Below are 20,998 nucleotides of genomic sequence, written 5' to 3'. Positions count from 1 at the left end.
TATTGGTGAAATTTATGGGTAGAAAAGACAAAAGATGGTTATTACAAAGAAAGAGAGATTTTTATTACAAATTGGCTAAAAAACTTAAATATCGTTCAAGAGCCTCTTTCAAACTTATGCAGTTAAACGAAAAGTTTAATGTTATCAAGCCTGGAAAGATAGTTTTAGATTTAGGATGTGCTCCAGGTGGCTGGATGCAAGTTGCAAGAGAAATCGTTGGAGAGAAAGGTTTTGTTATAGGAATTGATTTACAACCAGTTAAGCCATTTGAATATGATAATGTAGTAGCAATAAGAGGAGATTTTACTTTGGAAGAAAATCTAAACAAAATTAGGGAATTAATTCCCAATGAAGAGAAAAAGGTAGATGTAGTTATATGTGATGCATCTCCAAACATAAGTGGTTATTGGGATGTAGATCACGCTCGTTCAATAGATTTGGTAACAACTGCTTTACAGATAGCAACTGAAATGCTTAAAGAGAGAGGAAATTTTGTTGCCAAAGTATTCTATGGAGATATGGTAAATGATTATGTTAATTTGGTTAAAAAATACTTTGAAAAAGTCTATATTACGAAGCCACAGGCATCAAGAAAGGAAAGTGCTGAAGTTTATGTTATAGGTAAGAGATATACTGGAAAAAAATGGGAGGAGAAAGATAGAATAAAAAGGATAGAAAAATTGAGTGATGATAACGATGAATTGTTGGTTAAAAAAATTAAAGAGATGAGAAAATTAAAATCTAAGAGTTAATTTTGTTTTTTTATATAAACAATTCATCTATGTTGATTAATTTCTGCTCTCCAGTAACCATATCTTTTAAATTTTACTAATTTTTTCATTAATTCGTGGTTAGAATTAGTTATAGTTTTAAAGTCTTCAGAGAATTTTAGTTATATCATAACCGTTTTCTATCAGTTTATTTAAATATATAAATTAATATTCTAATTAAAAATAAAAAAAGAAAAATCTATTTACAGTTCTTCACCGTAACGCTCTTTATAATATTTTTTGGCATCTCTTAATCTATCCTCAAGAAAATTAATTTCATATTCTTTCCATATATTATTATGTTTTTTAATAAAATTTATATAATCTTCAGCTAATTTAATTATATTTTTCACGAACTCCTTCATAGGAATTTTGATAATTCCTTTTTTTCCCAAATGGTTATCATATATATACATATCATTATAATAATAAATTATCATCTCATCACTATTTTTATTAAATTCAAAAATATATTTATTAAAAGGAAAAGATAAAGAAGAAGTATATGCCATATCAATATTTTTTATAGGAAATCCATATATTTTCGCAATTTCTTTTATTTCTTCTTTAGATATAGACATATATTTATCACTTTTCCCAAAACTAAGTAAATATGCTATACCAATTAAAATATCTTGGAAAAACCCATATAAATTACAGTCATCACCTTCGATTTTACCTTCTTCAACCTTTACAATACCACCAAGTATATTATTGCCAATTTTAAATAATGTATCAATTTTGTCAGGATTTTTTAGATATTTTTCTTTATTATATATTAATTCGATTTTCATAGATAATTCACCTTATTCTTTCCCATTTGCCAGATTTTTCATTATATTTAAACCATCCTACAGTAATTCTCAGAGCCATTTATAATCTGTTGGATATTTTCTACTTCTAACCTGTCATTTATCTTATGAGTTTAAATATGTTGTTATTTATATTATTATAGCTCTTCTCCATATCTTTCTTTGTAGTATTTTTTAACATCATTTAAATATTCTTGTAAATCGTCTATGTAAAAATCATACCCCTCTTCAATCTCTGAGTTTCTCATAAATTTAATATAATCATCTGCTAACTTAACGATTTCTTTAGTGAAATCTTTTAAAGGAACTCTAACTATACCTCTTTCTTTACCTTTATACTCCTCACAGTCCGTATATGACAGAGGTTCGTTACGGTAATGGATTATTAATTCATCTTTATCTTTATCGAGTTCGAAGATATAATCATTGTATCGAAAAAATAAACTAGTACCGTAAGCCAAGTCAAAATTTTTCACCTTAAATCTATTCCATCCTACAATATGTTCAACATCTTTCCTGTAATAAGACCTTCGAGTATGTTTTCCTTCATCTAATAAGAATGCTAAACCCTTTAGGATATCTTGAAAGAATCCATATAAATCACAATCATCTCCATAAATCCCTCCTTCAGATTTTAGACAGCCTCCTCCCAACAACATTCCATTAACTTTAAATATTGTTTCGATTTCTGAAACTATATTCTTTTTTATTTTTTCCCTATATTTCTCTTTATCGTAGATTAACTCTATTAATTTCATACTACCACCTTTAATTAGTCCATGTTTCAACTAATTCCCCATTATCATTTCTTTTCCATGTTTTCCATTTTTCATTTGGCTTTTTTGGAGCATACATATACACTCCTTCCCCTTTTTCCGGATACATGGTCATTAATTTATATGCTCCAGTTTTTTCATCTTTTTGAAACATTAATACAATTTCAATTATTTTACCATTTTTTGTGTGATTATATTTAATTTTTAGATTGTCATTTTTATCTTCAAAGAATTTATTTTCATTTTCTTTTATAGCTTTTTTAATAATCTCTTTCAACTCATCAGCATCATCTATAATCTTAGGTAATTTCTTTCCATTTACAGTCTGACCCATAGGGAAGAATGTTGTAGCTTTTTCATTCGTTGAAATACTTTTTAGGATTTTTTATATTGATTTTAGATATCTTTTCTAAGTCATCCTTATTTAAGAGCTTAATGTTTTCTTTAATAACTCCTTTGATTTTAAAAAAATAGATTAATCAAAAAATGTGATTTGTTTGTTAGAAAAAATAGAATTAAGATTTTAAAGATTTATAACCAACCTTCACCCTCTGCAGGAGATACTGAGTTAGTATTAAGTATATATAAATAACACTTTCCTATTTTTTCAATTAATTGTGGTTTTTTTGAAATATCAATTAGAGTATTAGCCCATTTTACTTTCTCTGGAATTTTTATGCCTAAATCTTCTTTATATACAAATAACCAAGGTAGTTTTGTGAAATTGTCAGTTATATCTGATAAGAATTCTTCTGGGTTTTTATACTTCTTTTTATTTTTATCTAACTTTATTTCATAATCATCTATTGTGCCATCAATACCACCATATCCAAATTCTGGCTGAATAAGTTTTATAACTTTTTTAACTGTATCTATAAGTATTTGAGTGTTTTGTTTTGCTATTTGTTTTGCTTTTTCTACTGGATATTCATCTTCATAGAAATAAGAGCAATAGGGATTATAGTCTGTTATAATTTTAATAGTATAGTATTCTTCTCCAAATATTTTGTCTACAACTATTTTATCAAGTATGGTACGTATTCCCAAAACTGTAACAATATTAGGTAATTTTTCATTTATTTCTTTTTCATAATTATTAAGTACTTCTTCATATTTTTTAGGATTCTCTTTTGTATAAAAAATAATAGAAAGGTCTGAAGACATGGTTATCATCCAAATTTTGCTTTATAATTCATCTATATTTTTTATAATTATATCATTATCTGAAACAAATGCAATTTTTTCTATACCATACTTTTTAAATAGTTCTTTAGCATTTTTTATAGTGGTTTCAGCATGTTTTGGAAATGCAAGTATTCCTGGTTTACCTGTAGCTTTAATTTTTCTGTTTAATTGATTTTCCCATTTTTTTACATCATCTTCATATATTTTTTTATTCGGTTTTATATTCTTACATTCATACACTGCCTTATCAGTTAATACATCTATTTCTTCCCTATTATGATCCATGGAAAATTTAATAACATTCTCTCCTTTATCTTTTAATCTTGCCGCTGTTTTTAGTTCAAATGCTATGGAATTAATGTTATTTACATCATTCTTCTGCTTATTAATCTCTCTTAATGCGTTCTGCAACACATACTGACTTGGATTATCAGGATTTTTTATACTTGCAAGTTTTTTAATATCTTTGAAATCAATTTTTCCTTCAAGATATTGTAATGCAGATAGTTCTTTTAAAGAGTATCCTTTCCTCATTAAATCATCTATAACTCTCGCTGGAACTCCTTTATTTCTTAACTCTTTAACAATCTCCTTTGTTTTTTCTAAACCATAACCATTTTCTATTAGTTTATTTGTAGATTCCTTACTTATTTTTCTTCTTTTCAAATCTCCAATAATTTTTCTTATTTTAGTTAAATCATCTACATTATTGATATTTTTAGTTAATTTATTTATGTTATTCTTACTAATACCCATTTTAGATAACTTATTAGTTTCATCTACTGCCTTTTTAAGGGCATCATTTGGTTTATCACTGTTTTTGATGATATTGTTTATTGTATCTATATCTACTCCTTTATCTTTGAGTTTAGATATTCTATTATCAATCCAACCGAGTTTTTTATCATTTTTAACTGCATCTTTAAACAACTTGTTTATATTCTCTGGCTCTACACCTTCTTCCAACAATTTAACTGTATTTTTTGCTACTGTCTTTGGACTATATCTTTTATTCTCTTTCTTTGCTAACTCTTCAATTAAATTCTTATCAAATATTTTATTAGCAATATCTGGATTTATAATTCCTTTACCATTATCAGCTTTCTTTAGATATTTGTATAGTTTTTCAGCATATTTCACTCCTTTTGTGGATAACTTACCTATTACCTTTCCAGTCGGGTCAAATATCAAAGAAACAGCAGTATAGGCATCTGAATATTCTGGATGGTTCTCCTCTATATAGTTGCTAATCATTGCATCTGCTATCGATTCAGCTGCAACTGTTGCTCCTGCAACTGCTCTACTTTGAGATATTGAAAAATCGAAAGAAAAGAATGCATTAACCGGAGTTGCTAATAGAAGAATAGCCAATAGAATTGTGAGACACTTCTTTAACATACTTGATTCACCTCACAAGATTAATAATGTAATATAATAATTAATAAAAATTAAAAATATTAAAATATATTTCGATTTAAAATAAATAAAAAAGTTTAAAAATTAAAGATTTCTTAAATAAGTATATTTTGCTTATCTTTTTACTTAGTTTTTATTAAATTAGTTAATTCATCAATATCAACTAATTTCTGCTCTCCAGTAACCATATCCTTTAAAGTTACTTTATTTTCATTGAGCTCTTTCTCTCCAACAATAATTACTTTTTTAAATCCTCTTACATTCGCATAATTTAACGCTTTCTTTAATTTTCTCCCCATAATTTCAAATTCTACAATTTTTCCAGATTTCCTTAATTTATCTGCGATAATTAAAGATTTTTTAATTAATTCCTTATCTTTTTTTATTGGAATTATTAAGATTCTCTCCTCTTCAATATTTAAATCGTCAATGTTCATCATAATTCTATCAAATCCATACGCAAATCCAACTGCTGGTGTGGGCTCTCCTCCAAATGTCTCTATTAAATTGTCATATCTACCTCCACCACATATTTGCTTAGCTCCTTTTTTTCCATAAATTTCAAACACCATCCCAGTATAGTAATCTAAACCTCTCGCAATTCCAAAGTTTATAGTATATTTATCATAAATAACAAACTCTAAAATCTCTTCCAAGTTGTTTATTGCCTCAATGGATTTTGGGAAATCTTTTAAAATCTCTTTTAATTCTTCTAAAATTTCTTTACCTCCTTTAAATTTTAGTATTTCAAATATTAAATCTTTTTTTTCCTCATCTAAAATCTGAGTTAAATAATTTTCTAAATTTTCATAATCCTCTTTGTCTATCAATCTCCTAATTTTAATTTCCTCTTCTTCACTAATATTAAACTTTTCTAAAACTCCCTTCAAAACTCCTAAGTGTCCTATATGCACATCAAAATCTAAACCAATATTTATTAAACCGTCCATCGCTAAATTTAAAACTTCAGCATCTGCTAATGGCTCTTTACAGCCAATTAACTCGCAACCCATTTGCCAAAACTCTCTAAATCTCCCAGCCTGTGGTCTTTCATATCTAAAGCAGTTAGCAAAATAATACAATCTTAAAGGTTTTTGTAATATTTTCAACTCATTTATGTAGAATCTCACTACTGGAGATGTCATCTCTGGTCTTAAAGCCATCTCTCTACCGCCGTGATCTTTAAACACATATAACTGCTTTCTAATCTCTTCCCCAGTTTTTTTAGCAATTAACTCAAAACTTTCAAAGGTTGGAGTTAATATCTCCAAATATCCATACTTTTCAAAAACTTCTCTTAACTTATTCTCAATGTATCTCCTTTTTTTCATCTCCTCTGGTGTAAAATCTCTTGTTCCTCTTGGTTTTTGAAACATGCCTATCAACCCATTAAGATTATATATAACTTTTAACACTAAAATAAATAAAGTGGTTATTAATAAACCTTTACAATGGTTTCAGAAGTGTAACTATTAAGTCGATTATTTTTAATTTACAAAGACAAAGCCATTGAATTGAAAACAATAAATTAAAAATTATTTTTGTTTTGAATTTAAAGAAAAATTTTGAGTAATTTATAGTTGTTTTAAAATTTACAGAATTATAGATTTAAATGGATTTAAAATATTTGATTTTTGTTTTTACTTTAAATAAATTATAATGAAGTGATGATTATGGCAAATCTAACTCCTATGATGAGACAGTATTATAGAATTAAAGAGAGATACAAAGATGCCTTACTGTTTTTCAGAGTTGGAGATTTTTATGAATTATTCAATGAAGATGCTAAAATTGCCTCAAAAGAGCTTGGTATTGTATTGACATCAAGAGATAAAAAGCATCCAATGGCTGGAGTGCCTCATCACGCTGTATTCCCCTATATAAAGAGGTTGATTGAGAGAGGTTATAAGGTGGCAATATGTGAGCAGGTTGAAGACCCTTCAAAGGCTAAAGGTTTAGTTAAAAGAGAGGTTGTTAGAGTAATAACTCCTGGAACTTTAATTGAGGAAGAATTATTGTCTAAAGAGAACAACTATTTAATGTCTATATATAAAGGTTGCAAGTATGGAATTGCCTTGATAGATGTATCTACTGGAGAGTTTTTAACTACAACCGTAGATACCTTTGATGAAGTTATTGCTGAAATTTTAAAATTCACCCCTGTTGAATGTATAATTCCAAAAGACTTTGAGAATATAGAGGAGATTAAGAAAAACATTCCAGTAGTTCATCCACTATCTTCTGATTATTATGATAAGGAGGAATGTATTAACCTTCTTAAAGAGTGCATAACAAACTTAAATGATGTTGATATAGAGAAAGAGTCAATATTTGCGTGTGGTTCCGCCTTAAAGTATGTTATTGAGTCATTATTGGTAAAAGACATTAAATTGAGATTACAAAAGTATATCAGTAAGGAGTATATGATCTTAGATTCAACAACTTTAAAAAATCTTGAAATTTTCAAAAATTTAATTGATGGTAGTAGAAGAGGTTCTTTAATTGAAGTTTTAGATAAAACAGTAACATCTATGGGTAGTAGATTGTTAAAAAGATGGATTCAGAGACCTTTAATAAATGTTGATGAAATAGACAAGAGATTAGAGGCAGTTGAAGAACTTTATGAAAAAAGTTTTTTAAGGCAGAATCTTAGGGAGATTTTAAAAGAGGTTTATGACCTTGAGAGGATAGTTAGTAGAGTAGAGTATAAAAAAGCCACGCCAAAGGATTTAGTTGCTTTAAAAGATTCTTTAAAGTCAGTTGAAGAAATAAAAAACTTTAACTTTACTTCTCAAAAACTTAGTAAAATAGTTGAAGAATTAAAAACATTAAATGATGTTGTAGAACTTATAGATAATGCTATTGTTGAAAATCCTCCTTTAAGTATAAAGGATGGAGGAATAATTAAAGATGGATTTTGTGAAGAGTTAGATGAGTTGAGAGAACTTAAAGAAAATCACGAAAAGTTTATTAAAGAGATTGAAGAGAGAGAAAGGAAAAATACTGGAATAGAGAAATTAAAAGTTGGCTATAACTCAGTAATTGGCTACTATATAGAGATTCCAAAGTCAAAAATTAGGTTAGTTCCAAAACATTATAAGAGAAAGCAAACTCTATCAAATGTTGAAAGATATACAATAGAGGAATTGGAATCAATAGAAGATAAAATTTTGGCGTGCGATGAAAAAATAAAAAATTTAGAGTATGAACTCTTTATAAAAATTAGAGATAAAATTGCCGAAAGAATTGATGAAATCAGAGAAGTGGCTTTAAAAATAGCAGAGTTAGATGTATTGGCAACATTTGCTGAGGTTTCTGTATTGTATAATTATACTAAACCTAAGGTAAATAACGGTTATGACATAATTATTAAAGATGGGCGGCATCCAACTGTTGAACTTAATACTAAATTTGTCCCAAACGATGTTACATTAACTAAAGATAGTAGAATTATATTAATAACTGGTCCTAATATGGCAGGTAAATCAACATATTTGAGAATGACTGCCTTAATAACTATAATGGCTCAAATTGGTTGCTTTATTCCAGCGAAATATGCTGTCATTGGAGTTGTAGATAGAATATTCACAAGAATTGGAACAGTAGATGATATTACAAGGGGTTATAGTAGTTTTATGGTTGAAATTGCAGAAGTAGGGCAAATACTAAAAAATGCAACAAGTAAAAGTTTAATTCTATTGGATGAAGTTGGGAAGAGTACTGGAAGTAAAGATGGAACAAGCTTAGCGTGGGCTATTGTTGAATACATACACAAAATAGGGGCTAAAACATTATTTGCTACTCACTATCATGAACTGGCAGAACTTGAAAGTATCTTAGAAGGAGTTAAGAATTATCATTTTAGAATTATAGAGGGAGAAACTTTAGAGTTTGATAGAAAGATTAGGAGAGGAGTTAGTAAAGAAAGTTATGGTATAAAGATTGCTGAATTAGTTTTACCTAAGGAAGTTGTTGATAGAGCATATGAAGTTTATGAAAATTTAAATAAAGAAATGAATGGCAGTGTAAAAAGTTTATTGAAAGAAATTGCTAATATAAATACTAACAACTTAACTCCAATACAGGCATTGATAGAGTTAGATAAAATTGTGAAAAAATGCAAAGAGATGAAACTCTAAAAGTTAAAGATAGGATATTAAAGATTATAGATGAACTTAATGAGATAAATAAAGAGTTGAAAAATAAAGCAATAGAAAAGGCAATAGAAAATTTAAAAATTGCTGTTTATGGAGATAAGATTGGCTCAGAAGGTTTTTATCACAACTATATGAGGGAAAAGTTATTGGAAATGTTTCAAGGTAGTCAATATATTGAATCCTCTGGAACTAAAATATCTAATTTAGGTTTTAGACCTGATTTAGTTATTATAAATTATAATGAGTTAATTATTGCTGAAATAGAAACTAACAATAAAAGGGCTTTAAGAAAAATGGATAAAATTGCAAAAGTTTTAGATAAATTAAAAAATCTTCCAATAGCAACAAATAGGAATATTAGAATAATATTCTGTTTGTTAGATTCAGATGATAAAATAATCAGTAAGGCAAAAAAGTATAACTTTGAGATATTTGTTTTAGACAATTTTGAGCTGAAAAAGTTATAGTTTTATTTAATATAATTTTTAATTTTAGTATTAAAAAATAATATATGGTTTTAGGATTTTTTGGAAATGAGTAATAATAAATAAGTAAAAATTTTAGTTTTTATTACAAAATCAATAAATTTAATAAGTTTATAATATAATAGTATGAAATTTTAGATATTTTTCTTATTTAGTAATACAAAAATTAGATTTTGTCAAGGTTAAGTAATATTTTTAGAAGTATGCAAGTATTTAAATAATTAGATGTTAGATAGGATAATTAAAAAATGTTGAAATACTAAAGAAGATGTGTTTCCATCCCCTTAGGGGTCTGATTTTTAAACCCATAGGGCTCCGCCCTATTGGGATACCCGGGATGCATTGCTTCGCTAACGCTCAGCAATGCCTCTTAATTTAATATTATTTTCCCCTTAGGGGTCTGATTTTAGACTACTTGATAGGAGTGTTTATGATTACACATTATATAATTTCCATCCCCTTAGGGGTCTGATTTTAGACGAATATATGGGCAGTTATAAAACAGTTGAACCAGTATTGTTTCCATCCCCTTAGGGGTCTGATTTTAGACTAGAAAATGGTTAATTAGTCAGGAAAAATTAAGTAAATTAGTTTCCATCCCCTTAGGGGTCTGATTTTAGACTAGGATAATTTTCAATGTAATTGCATTTTTAATATTTCTAATACTGTTTCCATCCCCTTAGGGGTCTGATTTTAGACAAAGGGGAAAAGCATATAACTGTTGCCAAGAGGATTGTTAAAGAAGTTTCCATCCCCTTAGGGGTCTGATTTTAGACAACTTAGCAAAATATAATAAAACAAAATTTAGAATGATGTTTCCATCCCCTTAGGGGTCTGATTTTAGACAAAGCCCTTTTTCGGTTATTTCTTTTGCAGTTTCTATGTTTCCATCCCCTTAGGGGTCTGATTTTAGACTTTTAAAATCAGACCGATTCCGTATGAAAACAAAAGTTTCCATCCCCTTAGGGGTCTGATTTTAGACACGGTTATGTTGTAGCACTCGTTTTAAAACATAAATAGTTTCCATCCCCTTAGGGGTCTGATTTTAGACTTGTCTAATATTTTTTCCAATTCTTTGATGATAACTTTTGTTTCCATCCCCTTAGGGGTCTGATTTTAGACGAGGATTGTAATATAAACGGATTGATTGCCTTATGTGTAGCATACGAAATAAGTTTCCATCCCCTTAGGGGTCTGATTTTAGACAAAACCGTTTAAGGTCATTTAAAAACTTTATTATCAAGTTTCCATCCCCTTAGGGGTCTGATTTTAGACAAAAAAGAAAGAAAGAAAAGCAACATTATAGCAAGAATGTTTCCATCCCCTTAGGGGTCTGATTTTAGACGACTATAATGATGTTTTAGAAGATTTAAAAGAATTTCTTGGTTTCCATCCCCTTAGGGGTCTGATTTTAGACTTAGGTGATGTAAATGGGTGCGGCAATTGTCGAAGTGTGTTTCCATCCCCTTAGGGGTCTGATTTTAGACCAACGGGATATGTTTTACGAGTGTCAGAGAATATTAAAGAAATGTTTCCATCCCCTTAGGGGTCTGATTTTAGACAGGGCATAATTTTTTGAGATTAAGGACTAAAATTACTTTATTATGCTTCTTTGTTGGGGGGTTATAGTTTGGAGGGTCAGTAACCCTTGTTATTTATATACCTCCGAACTTATATATAAACTTTTCTATTTTTATTTATTTGCTTAAAAATTCTTTAAATTTTTATTATTAACTTATTTATCGGGGAAAATTATAGATAAAAACAAATAACCAAACTATCTTAAAAATCGCGATAATTTAATAAACTTAATTATTCAAATTAATCAAAATAGAAGACCCTCCGAAATTTAATAAAATCCCCTAAAATTTAAAAATATTAAATTAAAATCAACTAAATAAAAAAATAAAAATTTTTAGCGAGGGAAGACAGATTATAAAAAAGAGACATTGCTTCCTTTAGGAAGCAATGCATAGGGAGTATCCCAAACCATAGGGCTTCGCCCTATTGGGATACCCAAAATTAAACAAAAAAGGCAAATATTCGGGGGTATACCAATAGGGGGCAAAGCCCCCTCTATGGTTAATCATACTCTCTCCAAGTATGACCACATTTTTTACACTTGTAGAATCTTGTTTCTGGTTCATCGGCACATCTTGTCTGTTGTAGCCACCAATATGCCTCATTGTGCCCACATTTTGGACATTCAATTCTTGTAGTTGGTAATGTTTCTAAACCTTCTCCCTCAATAACCGTAATTTCTACTTTTTTACTCTCTAAGTGTTCTTTATATTCATATTCTTTACTGCTATTTTCAGTAGTTTCTTCCTCATAACCACAGACAACACATTTTAATTTTCCATCTTTTGGTAACATTAGGTTATTACACTTTGGACAAAACTTAACCATTCTTCCACCTCAAATAATCTTCAATTATTTTTTTATGGTCAAAAGCCAATTTTGGTAGGTTATATATATCAAAAAATAATGCCTCTTTTGCATCATCTCCAGCATTTAATTCGCCTTCAACAATGTCTAAGATGAACACTATTGATATTACATGCCCTCTTGGGTCTCTATCTGGAGAGGAATAAACTCCCAATAAACTTTTTACTTTTGTTATTAAACCAGTCTCTTCATAAACTTCTCTAACAACGGCATTTTCAACGGTTTCTCCACATTCAACAAATCCTCCTGGTAAAGCAAAACAATTCTTAAATGGATTATTCTTTCTTTTTATTAATAAAATTTTATTGTCTTTTTCAACAATTCCATCGACTGCTACACTTGGATGAAGATATAAATTGTATTTTTTTAAATCCCTCTTTTTTATAATTTTTTTAGAAAATCTTTTACCAAATAAATTTAAACCAATTATTTTTCCAGATATACAGAAGCATTTTTTATTTTTGTTCATACTCTCACATTAATTATTAAAAACTATAAAAAGTCCAAACTTTTATATTGAGAAATCACAATAAAAATTTTTAACATACATATAGTTCTATTTAAAATTTGTGGTATTTATGAAGGATGAGATAGAAGTTATTGGATTTGATGATGCTCCATTTAATAGAACAGATAAAATTTGTATATTGATAGGCACTTTTATGAGGGGAAATAAAATAATTGATGGTGTCTATTTTAGAGAGTTTAAAAAGGATGGAATGGATGTCACAGATAAAATAATAGATATTACAAAAGGAAAACATTATAATAAAATAAAGGCAATTTTTTTATCTGGAATTACTTTTGGTGGCTTTAACATAGCAAATCTCTGGGAAATTTATAATAAAACTAAAAAGCCAGTTATTGTAGTTATTGATAAGTATCCAAATAAGAAGAAAATATTTTCAGCCCTTAAAAAATACTTTGACGATGCAGATGAAAGAATAAATCTCATAAAAAGTTTTCCAGAGCCTGAAAAATTGGATAATATTTATGTTCAGTATGTTGGAACTAATAGAGATTTTGTTAAAAATATTATTAAAAAGACACGGCTCAAAAGTAAGATTCCAGAATGTTTGAGAATATCCCATATAATTGGTAGAGGATTCTTAGAGTTGAAAAAAATAAATTATAAAAACTTAGAATAATTTTTATTTAGACAGTAAATGTATTTTCTTCTGTTGAATTTTTCTCTTATTAATCCACAGAATATTAACTTATGTAGTTCATTGTAAAATTCTTTTGGTGACATACCTTTTTCTTTTGCAAGCTCTAAAAATCTTCCTTTACCTTTAATTGACCCATATTCTTTTAAAATATCTATTAACTTACTCTCAATCTTCATATCCAATTCTTTTAAGATTTTATTTATTCTATCCTTTATATTGTTCTCTTTAAGTTCTTTAATTTTTTCTTTTGGAGTGTAAATAGAGATATTCCACAGTCTAATTTCGGATGGTTTTAAGCTTTGAGCTAATGGAGAAACTTCGTCTAATCTATTAACTCCCTTATCAGATATTACATAAACATTGTGTTCCTCCATTTTAGGTATTGGATATATGTCAATAAATAAATCGCATCCAAATTCTTCATAAAGTTTTTCCTCTAATGATAATATCTCTTTTTCTCCTAAATTAACAAAAATCCATCTTTCTATTGGTTTTAAGTCAAAATAACTGTAGGTTATAATATTTTTGTATAAATTTCTTTTGTCTATTCTATTCATTAAGTAGTTTTCAGAGTTTCTTAAAAATGATACCAAATCAATGTCATCCATTTTAGATAAATCCTTTAAATTTAAATTCTTTTTGTGAATTTCTCCAATAACAGCTCTTTTTAACATTGTATCTGCTATTCTAACTGTTGGATGCATATAAACAGCAGAATACATTTGATGTCTTGCAACTAACAAAGATTCAATTGCTTGAATTCCCTTCATCAATATGCCAATTTTTGGACTTCCAAAACTTTCAAAGGTTGTTATACTTCTTAAAATTCTTGGTAAATCTATCATTCCGTAGGCAGTTCCTGTATGATAACTATCTCTTAGCAAATAATCCATTCTATCAGCATCAACTTCTCCAGAAATTATCTTTCCTTCTAAATTTTTCCTTTTTAAAGTTTTAATAATGTCTTTTTTTGAAAAGTTTCCTAAATCCATATGTTTAAGTTTTTCTCTTGTAATATGTTCATGGTTGTAGCCACAAATTTCCAATGTGTGAGAAAATGGAGGATGCCCAATATCGTGTAATAATGCTGAAACTCTTGTAAGTTCAATATCTGCATTAATTTTCTCTGCTATCTTTGATGCAATAAACATAGTTCCTAAAGAATGCTCAAATCTTGTATGATTTGCTGACGGATAAACTAAGTGTGTTAAACCTGTTTGTTTTATGTTTCTCAATCTCTGAAATTCCTCACTATCAACAATCTTTAATTCATTTTCATCCAAATATATGTCTTTATGGATGGAATCTCTAATAACTTTCATCTTCTCCCAGATTTTTATTTATTGTTATTGTTTTTAATTTTTCATTTTTATTCTTTTTATTTTTATCTTTTTCTGCTTTTTTCTCTTTTCCATTTGCTCTATAATCCATTTATAAATAACTCCTTTATATCCAACCATTTTAAAGCCTTCTAATGCCTTTTTCCAATTTTCTTCCTCTCTATATAAACAGATGGCTTTTTGAATCTTTTTCTCTTTATAGGTGTATGGAACATAAACTTTCTCGTTAGTTATTGGATTTATGCCAGTGTGATACATCGTAGTTGATAATGTCATAGGTGTTGGGGTGAAAACTTGCACTTGCCTTGAATAGCAGTTATTTTTATGGATGAATTCTGCTAACTCAATCATCTCTTTAATAGAGCAGTTTGGATGGGCAATAAGCCAATATGGCAAAACTTCTTTTATGCCATTAACTTTTTCAGCTATTGTTCTATATTTCTCTAAAAATTTTTTAAATAACATTCCGTCAGGTTTTTGTATGGCTTTACAAACTTTTTTAGAAATATGCTCAGGAGCTACTTTTAATCTTCCAGAGACATGATATTTAGAGAGCTCTTTTATGTATTCTTCCCCATATTTTTCATCATACAGTATTAAATCATATCTAACTCCACTTCTGACATAAACTTTAGTATCATCTCCAACAATATCCCTAATTTTTCTATAGAGTTTAATTAGAGGTTTGTGATTAATTATTAAATTTTCACACGGTTTAGGATAGAGGCAATTTTTTGGACATTTATGGGCTATTTCCTTTTTACATCCCATTCTATACATATTTGCTGTTGGAGCTCCAATATCTTGAATAACTCCTTTAAAATATTCATGATTTAACAGCTTTCTAATTTCCTTTAAGATGCTTTTTTCACTTCTATTTTGAATAACCTTACCTTGATGATGTAATATTGAGCAAAAAGAGCAACCTCCAAAACATCCTCTATGTGTTACAACTGAAAACTGAACTGGAACTAAGCCAGGAACATAAGAATAGGAAGGATGAGCCCTTCTCTCAAACGGCATCTCATATATTTCATCCATTTCCTTTTCAGTTAAATATATTGGTGGAAATTGAATTAAATATTGATTCCCAACTTTTTGATAAATAACTTTATCCATTGTCAGTAATTTTCTATGCATTTTAGCGTATTTTTCTTTACTATTTACAACTTCTTCATGAGAAGGGAGTTCTTTAACTTCATATTTCTCCTTTATCTCATCTAACTTTTTTTTATTAGCTCTAATTACAGTTCCATTTATTTCCAAATCTTTTATGTTCTCTCCATTTTCCAATGCTTTAGTTATTGATAAGATACTTTTTTCTCCCATCCCATACATCAAAATATCTGCTTTAGCATCAATTAAAACACTCTTTCTAACTTTATTATCCCAATAGTCATAGTGAGAAAATCGTCTTAAAGAAGCTTCAATCCCACCTAAAGCTATAGGAACTCCTTTGAAAGCCCTTTTTATTAAATTGGTATAAACAATTGTAGCCCTATCTGGCCTCTTTCTTATACCTTCATTAGACATTGAGTCAAAATCCCTCAACCTTTTTTGAGGTGTGTAATGGGCAAGCATACTATCCAAATTCCCAGCAGTTACAGCAAAAAAGTAATTTGGTTTTCCTAATCTCTTTATATCATCTAAATTTTTCCAATCTGGTTGAGATATTATTCCAACTCTATAACCATGCTCTACCAAATATCTCCCAACAACAGAAGCTCCAAATAGATAATGGTCTACATAGACATCTCCAGTAACAATAATAACATCCAATTCTTCCCATCCCCATTCATCCATCTCTTCTTTAGTAGTTGGCAAAAACATAAAATATCACGTCGTTTGTGGATTATAATTAACATAACATTATTATAAAAATAGTTATAGACTTAATATATAATTATTGAGAATTTTTAAGGTATTTACTGGCTTATAAAATTTCATATAGTAAATTGATTTTTAACTTTAAAATTTATTAGTATATTCCAACCTCTAATCCACACAATTGTAATATATGGGGGAGGAGAGTAAAATGACCTCTTATTCCCATATAAAAGAACTTAAAAAGAAAGCAATAAATTTAGAAAATGAAGCTAAAAAGGAGATGCAGAATAAAAATTTTAAAAAAGCGGCTGAATTATTTTTAGAATCATCTAAGATATATGATGAAATTAGAGATGAAAAAAATAAAAATGGACTCTTGCAAATTACCATTCTACTATAGCAAAAGAGTATTCATTTTCAAATAATTTTGATAGAGCAAGAGAACATTATAAAAAAGCTGAAGGGCTGTTTTTAGAATTGAATATAAAGGAACCTGCTATGTTTTGTTTATTTTGGTATATGAAGACATATAGATATGAATTAAAGAAATATAAAAATTATAGTGAAAAATATAAGGAAATCCTTGATATCTATATAAAAGAGATAGAAACCTTTTTGGATAAGTATAAAAGTTTTTCAGACGCACGTAAGTATTTAGAAACAATGCTTAATTATTACAAATTATTAGCTATAAAATATAGAATATTTGAAGGAAATCTTGATAAAGCCATTGAATTCACAGAAAAATGTTATAATCTTGCTGAGGAATTATATAAAAAGTTTGGTTATAAAGATTTAAAAAATGCAGCACTATTTAATAAACACATATATTATAATTTAATGGCTCGAAAATATGAAAACGAAAGAGATTTTACTAATGCAGCTGAATATTATAAAAAATCTGGAGATGTTATAAAAGAAATTGATGAAAATATAGCGTATGATGAATATACCAACTATTATAAATGGCTGGCTATTAAAAATAAATACGAAAAAGAAAAATTTGAAGAGTATATAGACAAAGCAGTTGAATTTGCGAAAAAAAGAAACGATGAAAAACAAGAATACTATTATTTAGGATTAAAGTATGACCATTTAGTTAAATTTGCTGATTCATTAAAAAAGAAAATAGAATATCTCAAGAAAGCTAAGGAATATTATTACAAATCAGGTAACCGTCAAGATGCTCTATTTATGGAATATTTACAATATTACTACCAATCAAAGTATGAGTTAAAAAATAGAAACTATGAAAAAGCTTTAGATATGTTAAAACATGCTAAAAAAGCACTTAATAAGATTAATGAGCTAAAGGTATCTAATATATTAATTTCTAAAATTAAACAGAGTATTACTATTGATGAATTGCTGTACAATTTTTACTTATATATTTCAAAAGGAAATTTTGATAAATCCTTAGAAATGTTAAATGAATATTTAAAACTCTCATCGGATTGGGAAAATACAAGAAAATATAAATTTTATGAATATTTAAAAGATTGTATAATAGTATTAAGTCAAAAAAATATTTCAAAGAATATAGCCTTAGAATCACTACAATGAAAAAATAAAATTAGAAATTATTAAACGAATAACATCGGAAGATGTAACTAAAGATTTAGAAAATAAAATTAAAATACAATTAGCAATCGAGAAAAACGATTGGATGTTAAAACTACCTCCAACACTTATAGAGAAATTTGATAGTTGTTTATACTTCTTAGAGGAAGTTTTAGATGAATTTAAACATACTGCTTATAGGGAGTTCTATACTTTATTAGAAAACTATTTAAAAATAGTTGTTGAATTCAATGCAAAGCATTTATATGGTGATGATTGGAAACAGATATTAGAGGAGAGAATATCATCAACAAAAAAACCATTTGAAAAATTTACTTTTGGAGACCTTTTTCAATCTTTAAAATTACTTAAAAAAGATGGAAGTATATATTGTGAATATATTGATGATGAAATACTTGAACTGTTAGATGAACATGTAAATATTAGAAATAGATTAACTCATGATTTCACAGGAAATATACCAGAAGACATTGATATAAAAGAAGATACTCTCAAAATAATGTATGGGATTTTAAAAGCATTTCCAACATGCATAAAGATAATAAATGATAAGAAAAAACCTTGGTATAATGTAGAGCTTATATGGAATCAATTGCCTAAAAAAGTTTCCCTATATTCAGAAAAAGATTTAAAAAAAGGAGAGTTATATTTCATAGAGCCATATTCCTATATTATAGATAAAAACAAGATGCATCCAAAGATACATCCAATTCCTATAGGGGTATCAAAGGATATAATTTATCCAAACAAAAAATAAAAAAATAAAAGATTAAGGATTTAGATTACTTCTTTACTTTCTTCTTTTTTCTTTTCAGCAGTAGTAGTTCTTCCATATTCTTGAGCTAATTTTTCATAAATTCTCATGTCTTCTTTACTTACAGATGGCTTAATCTTTTCGAGGGCTTTCATGAAGTGTTCTTTTTTAACTTTTACATCTTTTGTTGAAACTCTCAATCTTATACTTTCAATGTCTTTTAATGCATTCTTGAGTTCATCCAATATTGTTGTAAATCTTTGAATAACATTTTGTGTAGTTTTAATTATTTCATCAATTTCTTCAGCAGAAACTTTCTGTGATAAGTTTCCTAACTTATTCTCTAAGTTGTAAATATTGTCTATCATTTCTTTTAACTTGTCTAATAAGTCTTTTAAGTATTTTGCTAATTTCTCTGCTTCTTCTTTTTCAGATGGTTTCAAGTCCTCTTTGTTTATAATTTCAAGGAAGTTGTTTAATTCTTTCTCTACAGCCTCAATTTTCTCTTTGGCTGGAGTTAATACACTTATTATATTTCTTATAGCATTATTTAGTTCGGCAAATTCTCCAGCCTCTGCTGACTCTTTCTCTTTTGTAGCTTTAATTACACTGTTTAATTCAACTGCTGTTCTCTTAAATGCTCCTGATATACTTTGTAAGTAGTTAATTAAATCTCTCAATGCAGTTTCAATTCCCCATGGATTTCCTATACTCTCTCTAACTGCTAACATTGCTGCCTCTCTACATATTGCCTCTATATCAGCCCCAGTGTATCCTTCAGTTTTCTTAGCCAATTCTTCTAAATTGACATCTTCGGCTAAGTTCATACCTCTGGTGTGTATCTTGAATATGTCTAATCTTGCCTTTTCATCTGGAACTGGAACTAATATTACCCTGTCTAATCTTCCTGGTCTTAATAATGCTGGGTCTATTATATCTGGTCTGTTAGTTGCCGCTATAACGACAACATCCTTTGGTTCTTCCATTCCATCTAATTCAGTTAATAATTGGTTGACAACTTTATCAGTAACTGCTGAACTTATATCTCTACCTCTCTTTGGAGCTATAGCATCAATCTCATCGAAGAATATTATACATGGTGCTGACTGTCTTGCCTTTCTAAATATCTCTCTTATTGCTTTCTCTGAATTGTGTAATAAAACTCCATATCCTCCTAAGAAGTTATGCCCCTCTACAACTTCAACGACGTCATAAACATAAGTATCATCCCTATTTAAATAATTAATTTCCTTTATCCTATCAAAGTATAAATCTTCTAACAAGACTTTCTTTAACGCTTTTTTCACAACCCTATCTGAGTAGTGTTCAACTTCCATATATGCATAAAGTTCTCCAACAAGTTCTTTTGGAATATTTCTCTTTCCTCTTGTCCATTTCTTAGATTTTATAAATTCTTCTAATGGTTTATTCTTTCTTTCTTGTATAAATCCTATTTCTTTTGAGAATACTTCAAACTGCTCTACTCTGCCTATTAATATTCTATATTCAATATTTCCTACCCTATTTGTTCTTTCTTTTATCCTTGCAAATATACCAAACATTGATAGGGCAATCAATAGCTCTTCTGCTAATGTTTTAGATACTGTAACAGCTTCAATTGTTCCAGTTCTTTTATGATTCCTTAAGTAGAATGAACCATCTCCAGAAAAGTAACCTTTTAGAATACTTGCCAATAAATCTTTCTTTAAAGATAATGCCTTTCCTAATTTTTTGTTCTTTGCCCCTACTCCAAACTCTTTACATAATTCAACAAACCATCTTGTTTTAATCCAGTAAGAGCCATCTTTTTTATAATATTTTCCTTCAATGTTTTCCTCTTTTGTTATCCTATCTATTTCTTTTATAATTTCAATGTCTTTTGTATGTATTCTTACATAGTCCTTGTTTATATCTCCCTCAGAGAGATACAAACCTATTAATTCTGCAACATTTTTGTTAATTTTTATTCTTGAAATTTCATCCTTATCTCCAGATGGAATATTATTTACTAATACAATCCAATCTCCTTTTTTCAATTCAGATGTTGGAATAGAAACTATTTCTCCATCTTTTACTGTAAATACTGAATGGTCTAATGTAACTTTAACCTTTCTACCAGATTCTGTAATAATCTCAACTATTGGAGAAGTTCTTAAATGCTTTGAAATCTTTTCAATTTTAGACCATCTAACCTTTCCATCTACAACTGAAACTACTTCAATATCTTTTCCATTTAACCATTCTTCATAAAGTTTTTCAATTTCAATTAGCTCTATTT

General features: G+C 28.3%; 18 protein-coding genes and 1 CRISPR repeat array. Of the genes, 7 read left to right on the top strand and 11 right to left on the bottom strand.

Annotated features, from left to right (window positions below; translation table 11 throughout):
• The first annotated feature begins 14 nt into the window (after positions 1–14).
• Positions 15–752, top strand: coding sequence for a 23S rRNA (uridine(2552)-2'-O)-methyltransferase (gene rrmJ, locus KMP69_RS04750; protein WP_214399331.1), 738 nt, complete (start codon positions 15–17; stop codon positions 750–752).
• A gap of 221 nt (positions 753–973) precedes the next feature.
• Here rrmJ and KMP69_RS04745 read toward each other — a convergent pair whose 3' ends face one another.
• From KMP69_RS04745 to hisS, 6 genes are all read right to left on the bottom strand, one after another.
• On the bottom strand, positions 974–1,564 hold the full coding sequence (locus KMP69_RS04745; protein ID WP_214399330.1) for a hypothetical protein: 591 nt from the start codon (positions 1,562–1,564) through the stop codon (positions 974–976).
• Between the two features lie 155 nt (positions 1,565–1,719).
• Positions 1,720–2,340 carry a hypothetical protein gene (locus KMP69_RS04740; protein ID WP_214399329.1) on the bottom strand — a complete coding sequence of 207 codons (621 nt, stop codon included), beginning with the start codon at positions 2,338–2,340 and terminating at the stop codon, positions 1,720–1,722.
• Between the two features lie 10 nt (positions 2,341–2,350).
• Positions 2,351–2,692 carry a hypothetical protein gene (locus KMP69_RS04735; RefSeq protein ID WP_214399328.1) on the bottom strand — a complete coding sequence of 114 codons (342 nt, stop codon included), beginning with the start codon at positions 2,690–2,692 and terminating at the stop codon, positions 2,351–2,353.
• Positions 2,693–2,889: 197 nt separating this feature from the next.
• Positions 2,890–3,531, bottom strand: coding sequence for a hypothetical protein (locus tag KMP69_RS04730; RefSeq protein ID WP_250543574.1), 642 nt, complete (start codon positions 3,529–3,531; stop codon positions 2,890–2,892).
• Positions 3,532–3,543: 12 nt separating this feature from the next.
• The gene (locus KMP69_RS04725) at positions 3,544–4,941 is read right to left on the bottom strand and encodes a hypothetical protein (RefSeq protein WP_214399327.1); all 1,398 of its coding nucleotides are present in this window, start codon (positions 4,939–4,941) and stop codon (positions 3,544–3,546) included.
• Positions 4,942–5,081: 140 nt separating this feature from the next.
• Positions 5,082–6,335: a histidine--tRNA ligase gene (gene hisS / locus KMP69_RS04720; RefSeq protein WP_214399326.1), complete on the bottom strand. Its 1,254-nt coding sequence runs from the start codon at positions 6,333–6,335 to the stop codon at positions 5,082–5,084.
• A 297-nt stretch (positions 6,336–6,632) separates the two neighbouring features.
• Here hisS and mutS point away from each other — a divergent pair, with 297 nt between their 5' ends.
• Together mutS and KMP69_RS04710 are read left to right on the top strand one after the other, a co-directional pair.
• A complete protein-coding gene (gene mutS, locus KMP69_RS04715) occupies positions 6,633–9,098 on the top strand; it encodes a DNA mismatch repair protein MutS (RefSeq protein ID WP_214399325.1) in 2,466 nt (821 codons plus the stop codon).
• A complete protein-coding gene (locus KMP69_RS04710; protein ID WP_214399324.1) occupies positions 9,077–9,583 on the top strand; it encodes a hypothetical protein in 507 nt (168 codons plus the stop codon). Before mutS ends, KMP69_RS04710 begins: the two co-directional genes overlap by 22 nt.
• Before the next feature lie 290 nt (positions 9,584–9,873).
• A CRISPR array of direct repeats spans positions 9,874–11,163; the repeat unit is 32 nt; unit sequence GTTTCCATCCCCTTAGGGGTCTGATTTTAGAC.
• 520 nt (positions 11,164–11,683) lie between these two features.
• On the opposite strand, the gene KMP69_RS04705 is transcribed toward KMP69_RS04710, so the two are convergent.
• Together KMP69_RS04705 and KMP69_RS04700 are read right to left on the bottom strand one after the other, a co-directional pair.
• Positions 11,684–12,010 (bottom strand): transcription factor S, encoded by a 327-nt coding sequence (locus KMP69_RS04705; RefSeq protein ID WP_214399323.1) that lies wholly within the window; start codon positions 12,008–12,010, stop codon positions 11,684–11,686.
• Complete coding sequence (locus KMP69_RS04700; RefSeq protein ID WP_214399322.1) at positions 12,003–12,518, bottom strand: NUDIX domain-containing protein; 516 nt, start codon at positions 12,516–12,518, stop codon at positions 12,003–12,005. The genes KMP69_RS04705 and KMP69_RS04700 overlap by 8 nt, the downstream gene beginning before the upstream one ends.
• Before the next feature lie 109 nt (positions 12,519–12,627).
• Between KMP69_RS04700 and KMP69_RS04695 the strand changes: the two genes are divergently transcribed.
• On the top strand, positions 12,628–13,197 hold the full coding sequence (locus KMP69_RS04695; RefSeq protein WP_214399321.1) for an endonuclease dU: 570 nt from the start codon (positions 12,628–12,630) through the stop codon (positions 13,195–13,197).
• Here KMP69_RS04695 and KMP69_RS04690 read toward each other — a convergent pair.
• Both KMP69_RS04690 and KMP69_RS04685 read right to left on the bottom strand, forming a co-directional pair.
• Positions 13,179–14,540: an HD domain-containing protein gene (locus KMP69_RS04690; protein WP_214399320.1), complete on the bottom strand. Its 1,362-nt coding sequence runs from the start codon at positions 14,538–14,540 to the stop codon at positions 13,179–13,181. The two genes, KMP69_RS04695 and KMP69_RS04690, sit on opposite strands and share 19 nt — an antisense overlap.
• A 33-nt stretch (positions 14,541–14,573) precedes the next feature.
• Entirely contained in the window at positions 14,574–16,388 is a 1,815-nt protein-coding gene (locus KMP69_RS04685) for a YgiQ family radical SAM protein (RefSeq protein ID WP_214399319.1), read from the bottom strand.
• A 205-nt stretch (positions 16,389–16,593) separates the two neighbouring features.
• Between KMP69_RS04685 and KMP69_RS04680 the strand changes: the two genes are divergently transcribed.
• The 3 genes from KMP69_RS04680 to KMP69_RS04670 all read left to right on the top strand — a co-directional run bounded on the left by KMP69_RS04680 (position 16,594) and on the right by KMP69_RS04670 (position 18,723).
• Positions 16,594–16,785 carry a hypothetical protein gene (locus KMP69_RS04680; protein WP_214399318.1) on the top strand — a complete coding sequence of 64 codons (192 nt, stop codon included), beginning with the start codon at positions 16,594–16,596 and terminating at the stop codon, positions 16,783–16,785.
• Between the two features lie 119 nt (positions 16,786–16,904).
• Complete coding sequence (locus tag KMP69_RS04675) at positions 16,905–17,948, top strand: hypothetical protein (protein WP_214399317.1); 1,044 nt, start codon at positions 16,905–16,907, stop codon at positions 17,946–17,948.
• A gap of 103 nt (positions 17,949–18,051) precedes the next feature.
• The gene (locus KMP69_RS04670) at positions 18,052–18,723 is read left to right on the top strand and encodes a hypothetical protein (RefSeq protein ID WP_214399316.1); all 672 of its coding nucleotides are present in this window, start codon (positions 18,052–18,054) and stop codon (positions 18,721–18,723) included.
• 20 nt (positions 18,724–18,743) lie between these two features.
• Here the strand turns inward: KMP69_RS04670 and KMP69_RS08255 are convergent, their stop codons facing one another.
• Positions 18,744–20,981, bottom strand: coding sequence for an AAA family ATPase (locus KMP69_RS08255; RefSeq protein WP_449288709.1), 2,238 nt, complete (start codon positions 20,979–20,981; stop codon positions 18,744–18,746).
• Positions 20,982–20,998 lie beyond the last annotated feature (17 nt).

It is taken from the genome of Methanocaldococcus lauensis (assembly GCF_902827225.1).
GTDB classification, from domain to species: Archaea; AGJL01; Methanococci; order Methanococcales; family Methanocaldococcaceae; genus Methanocaldococcus; species Methanocaldococcus lauensis.
This window is presented reverse-complemented; position numbering and strand designations above follow the sequence as displayed.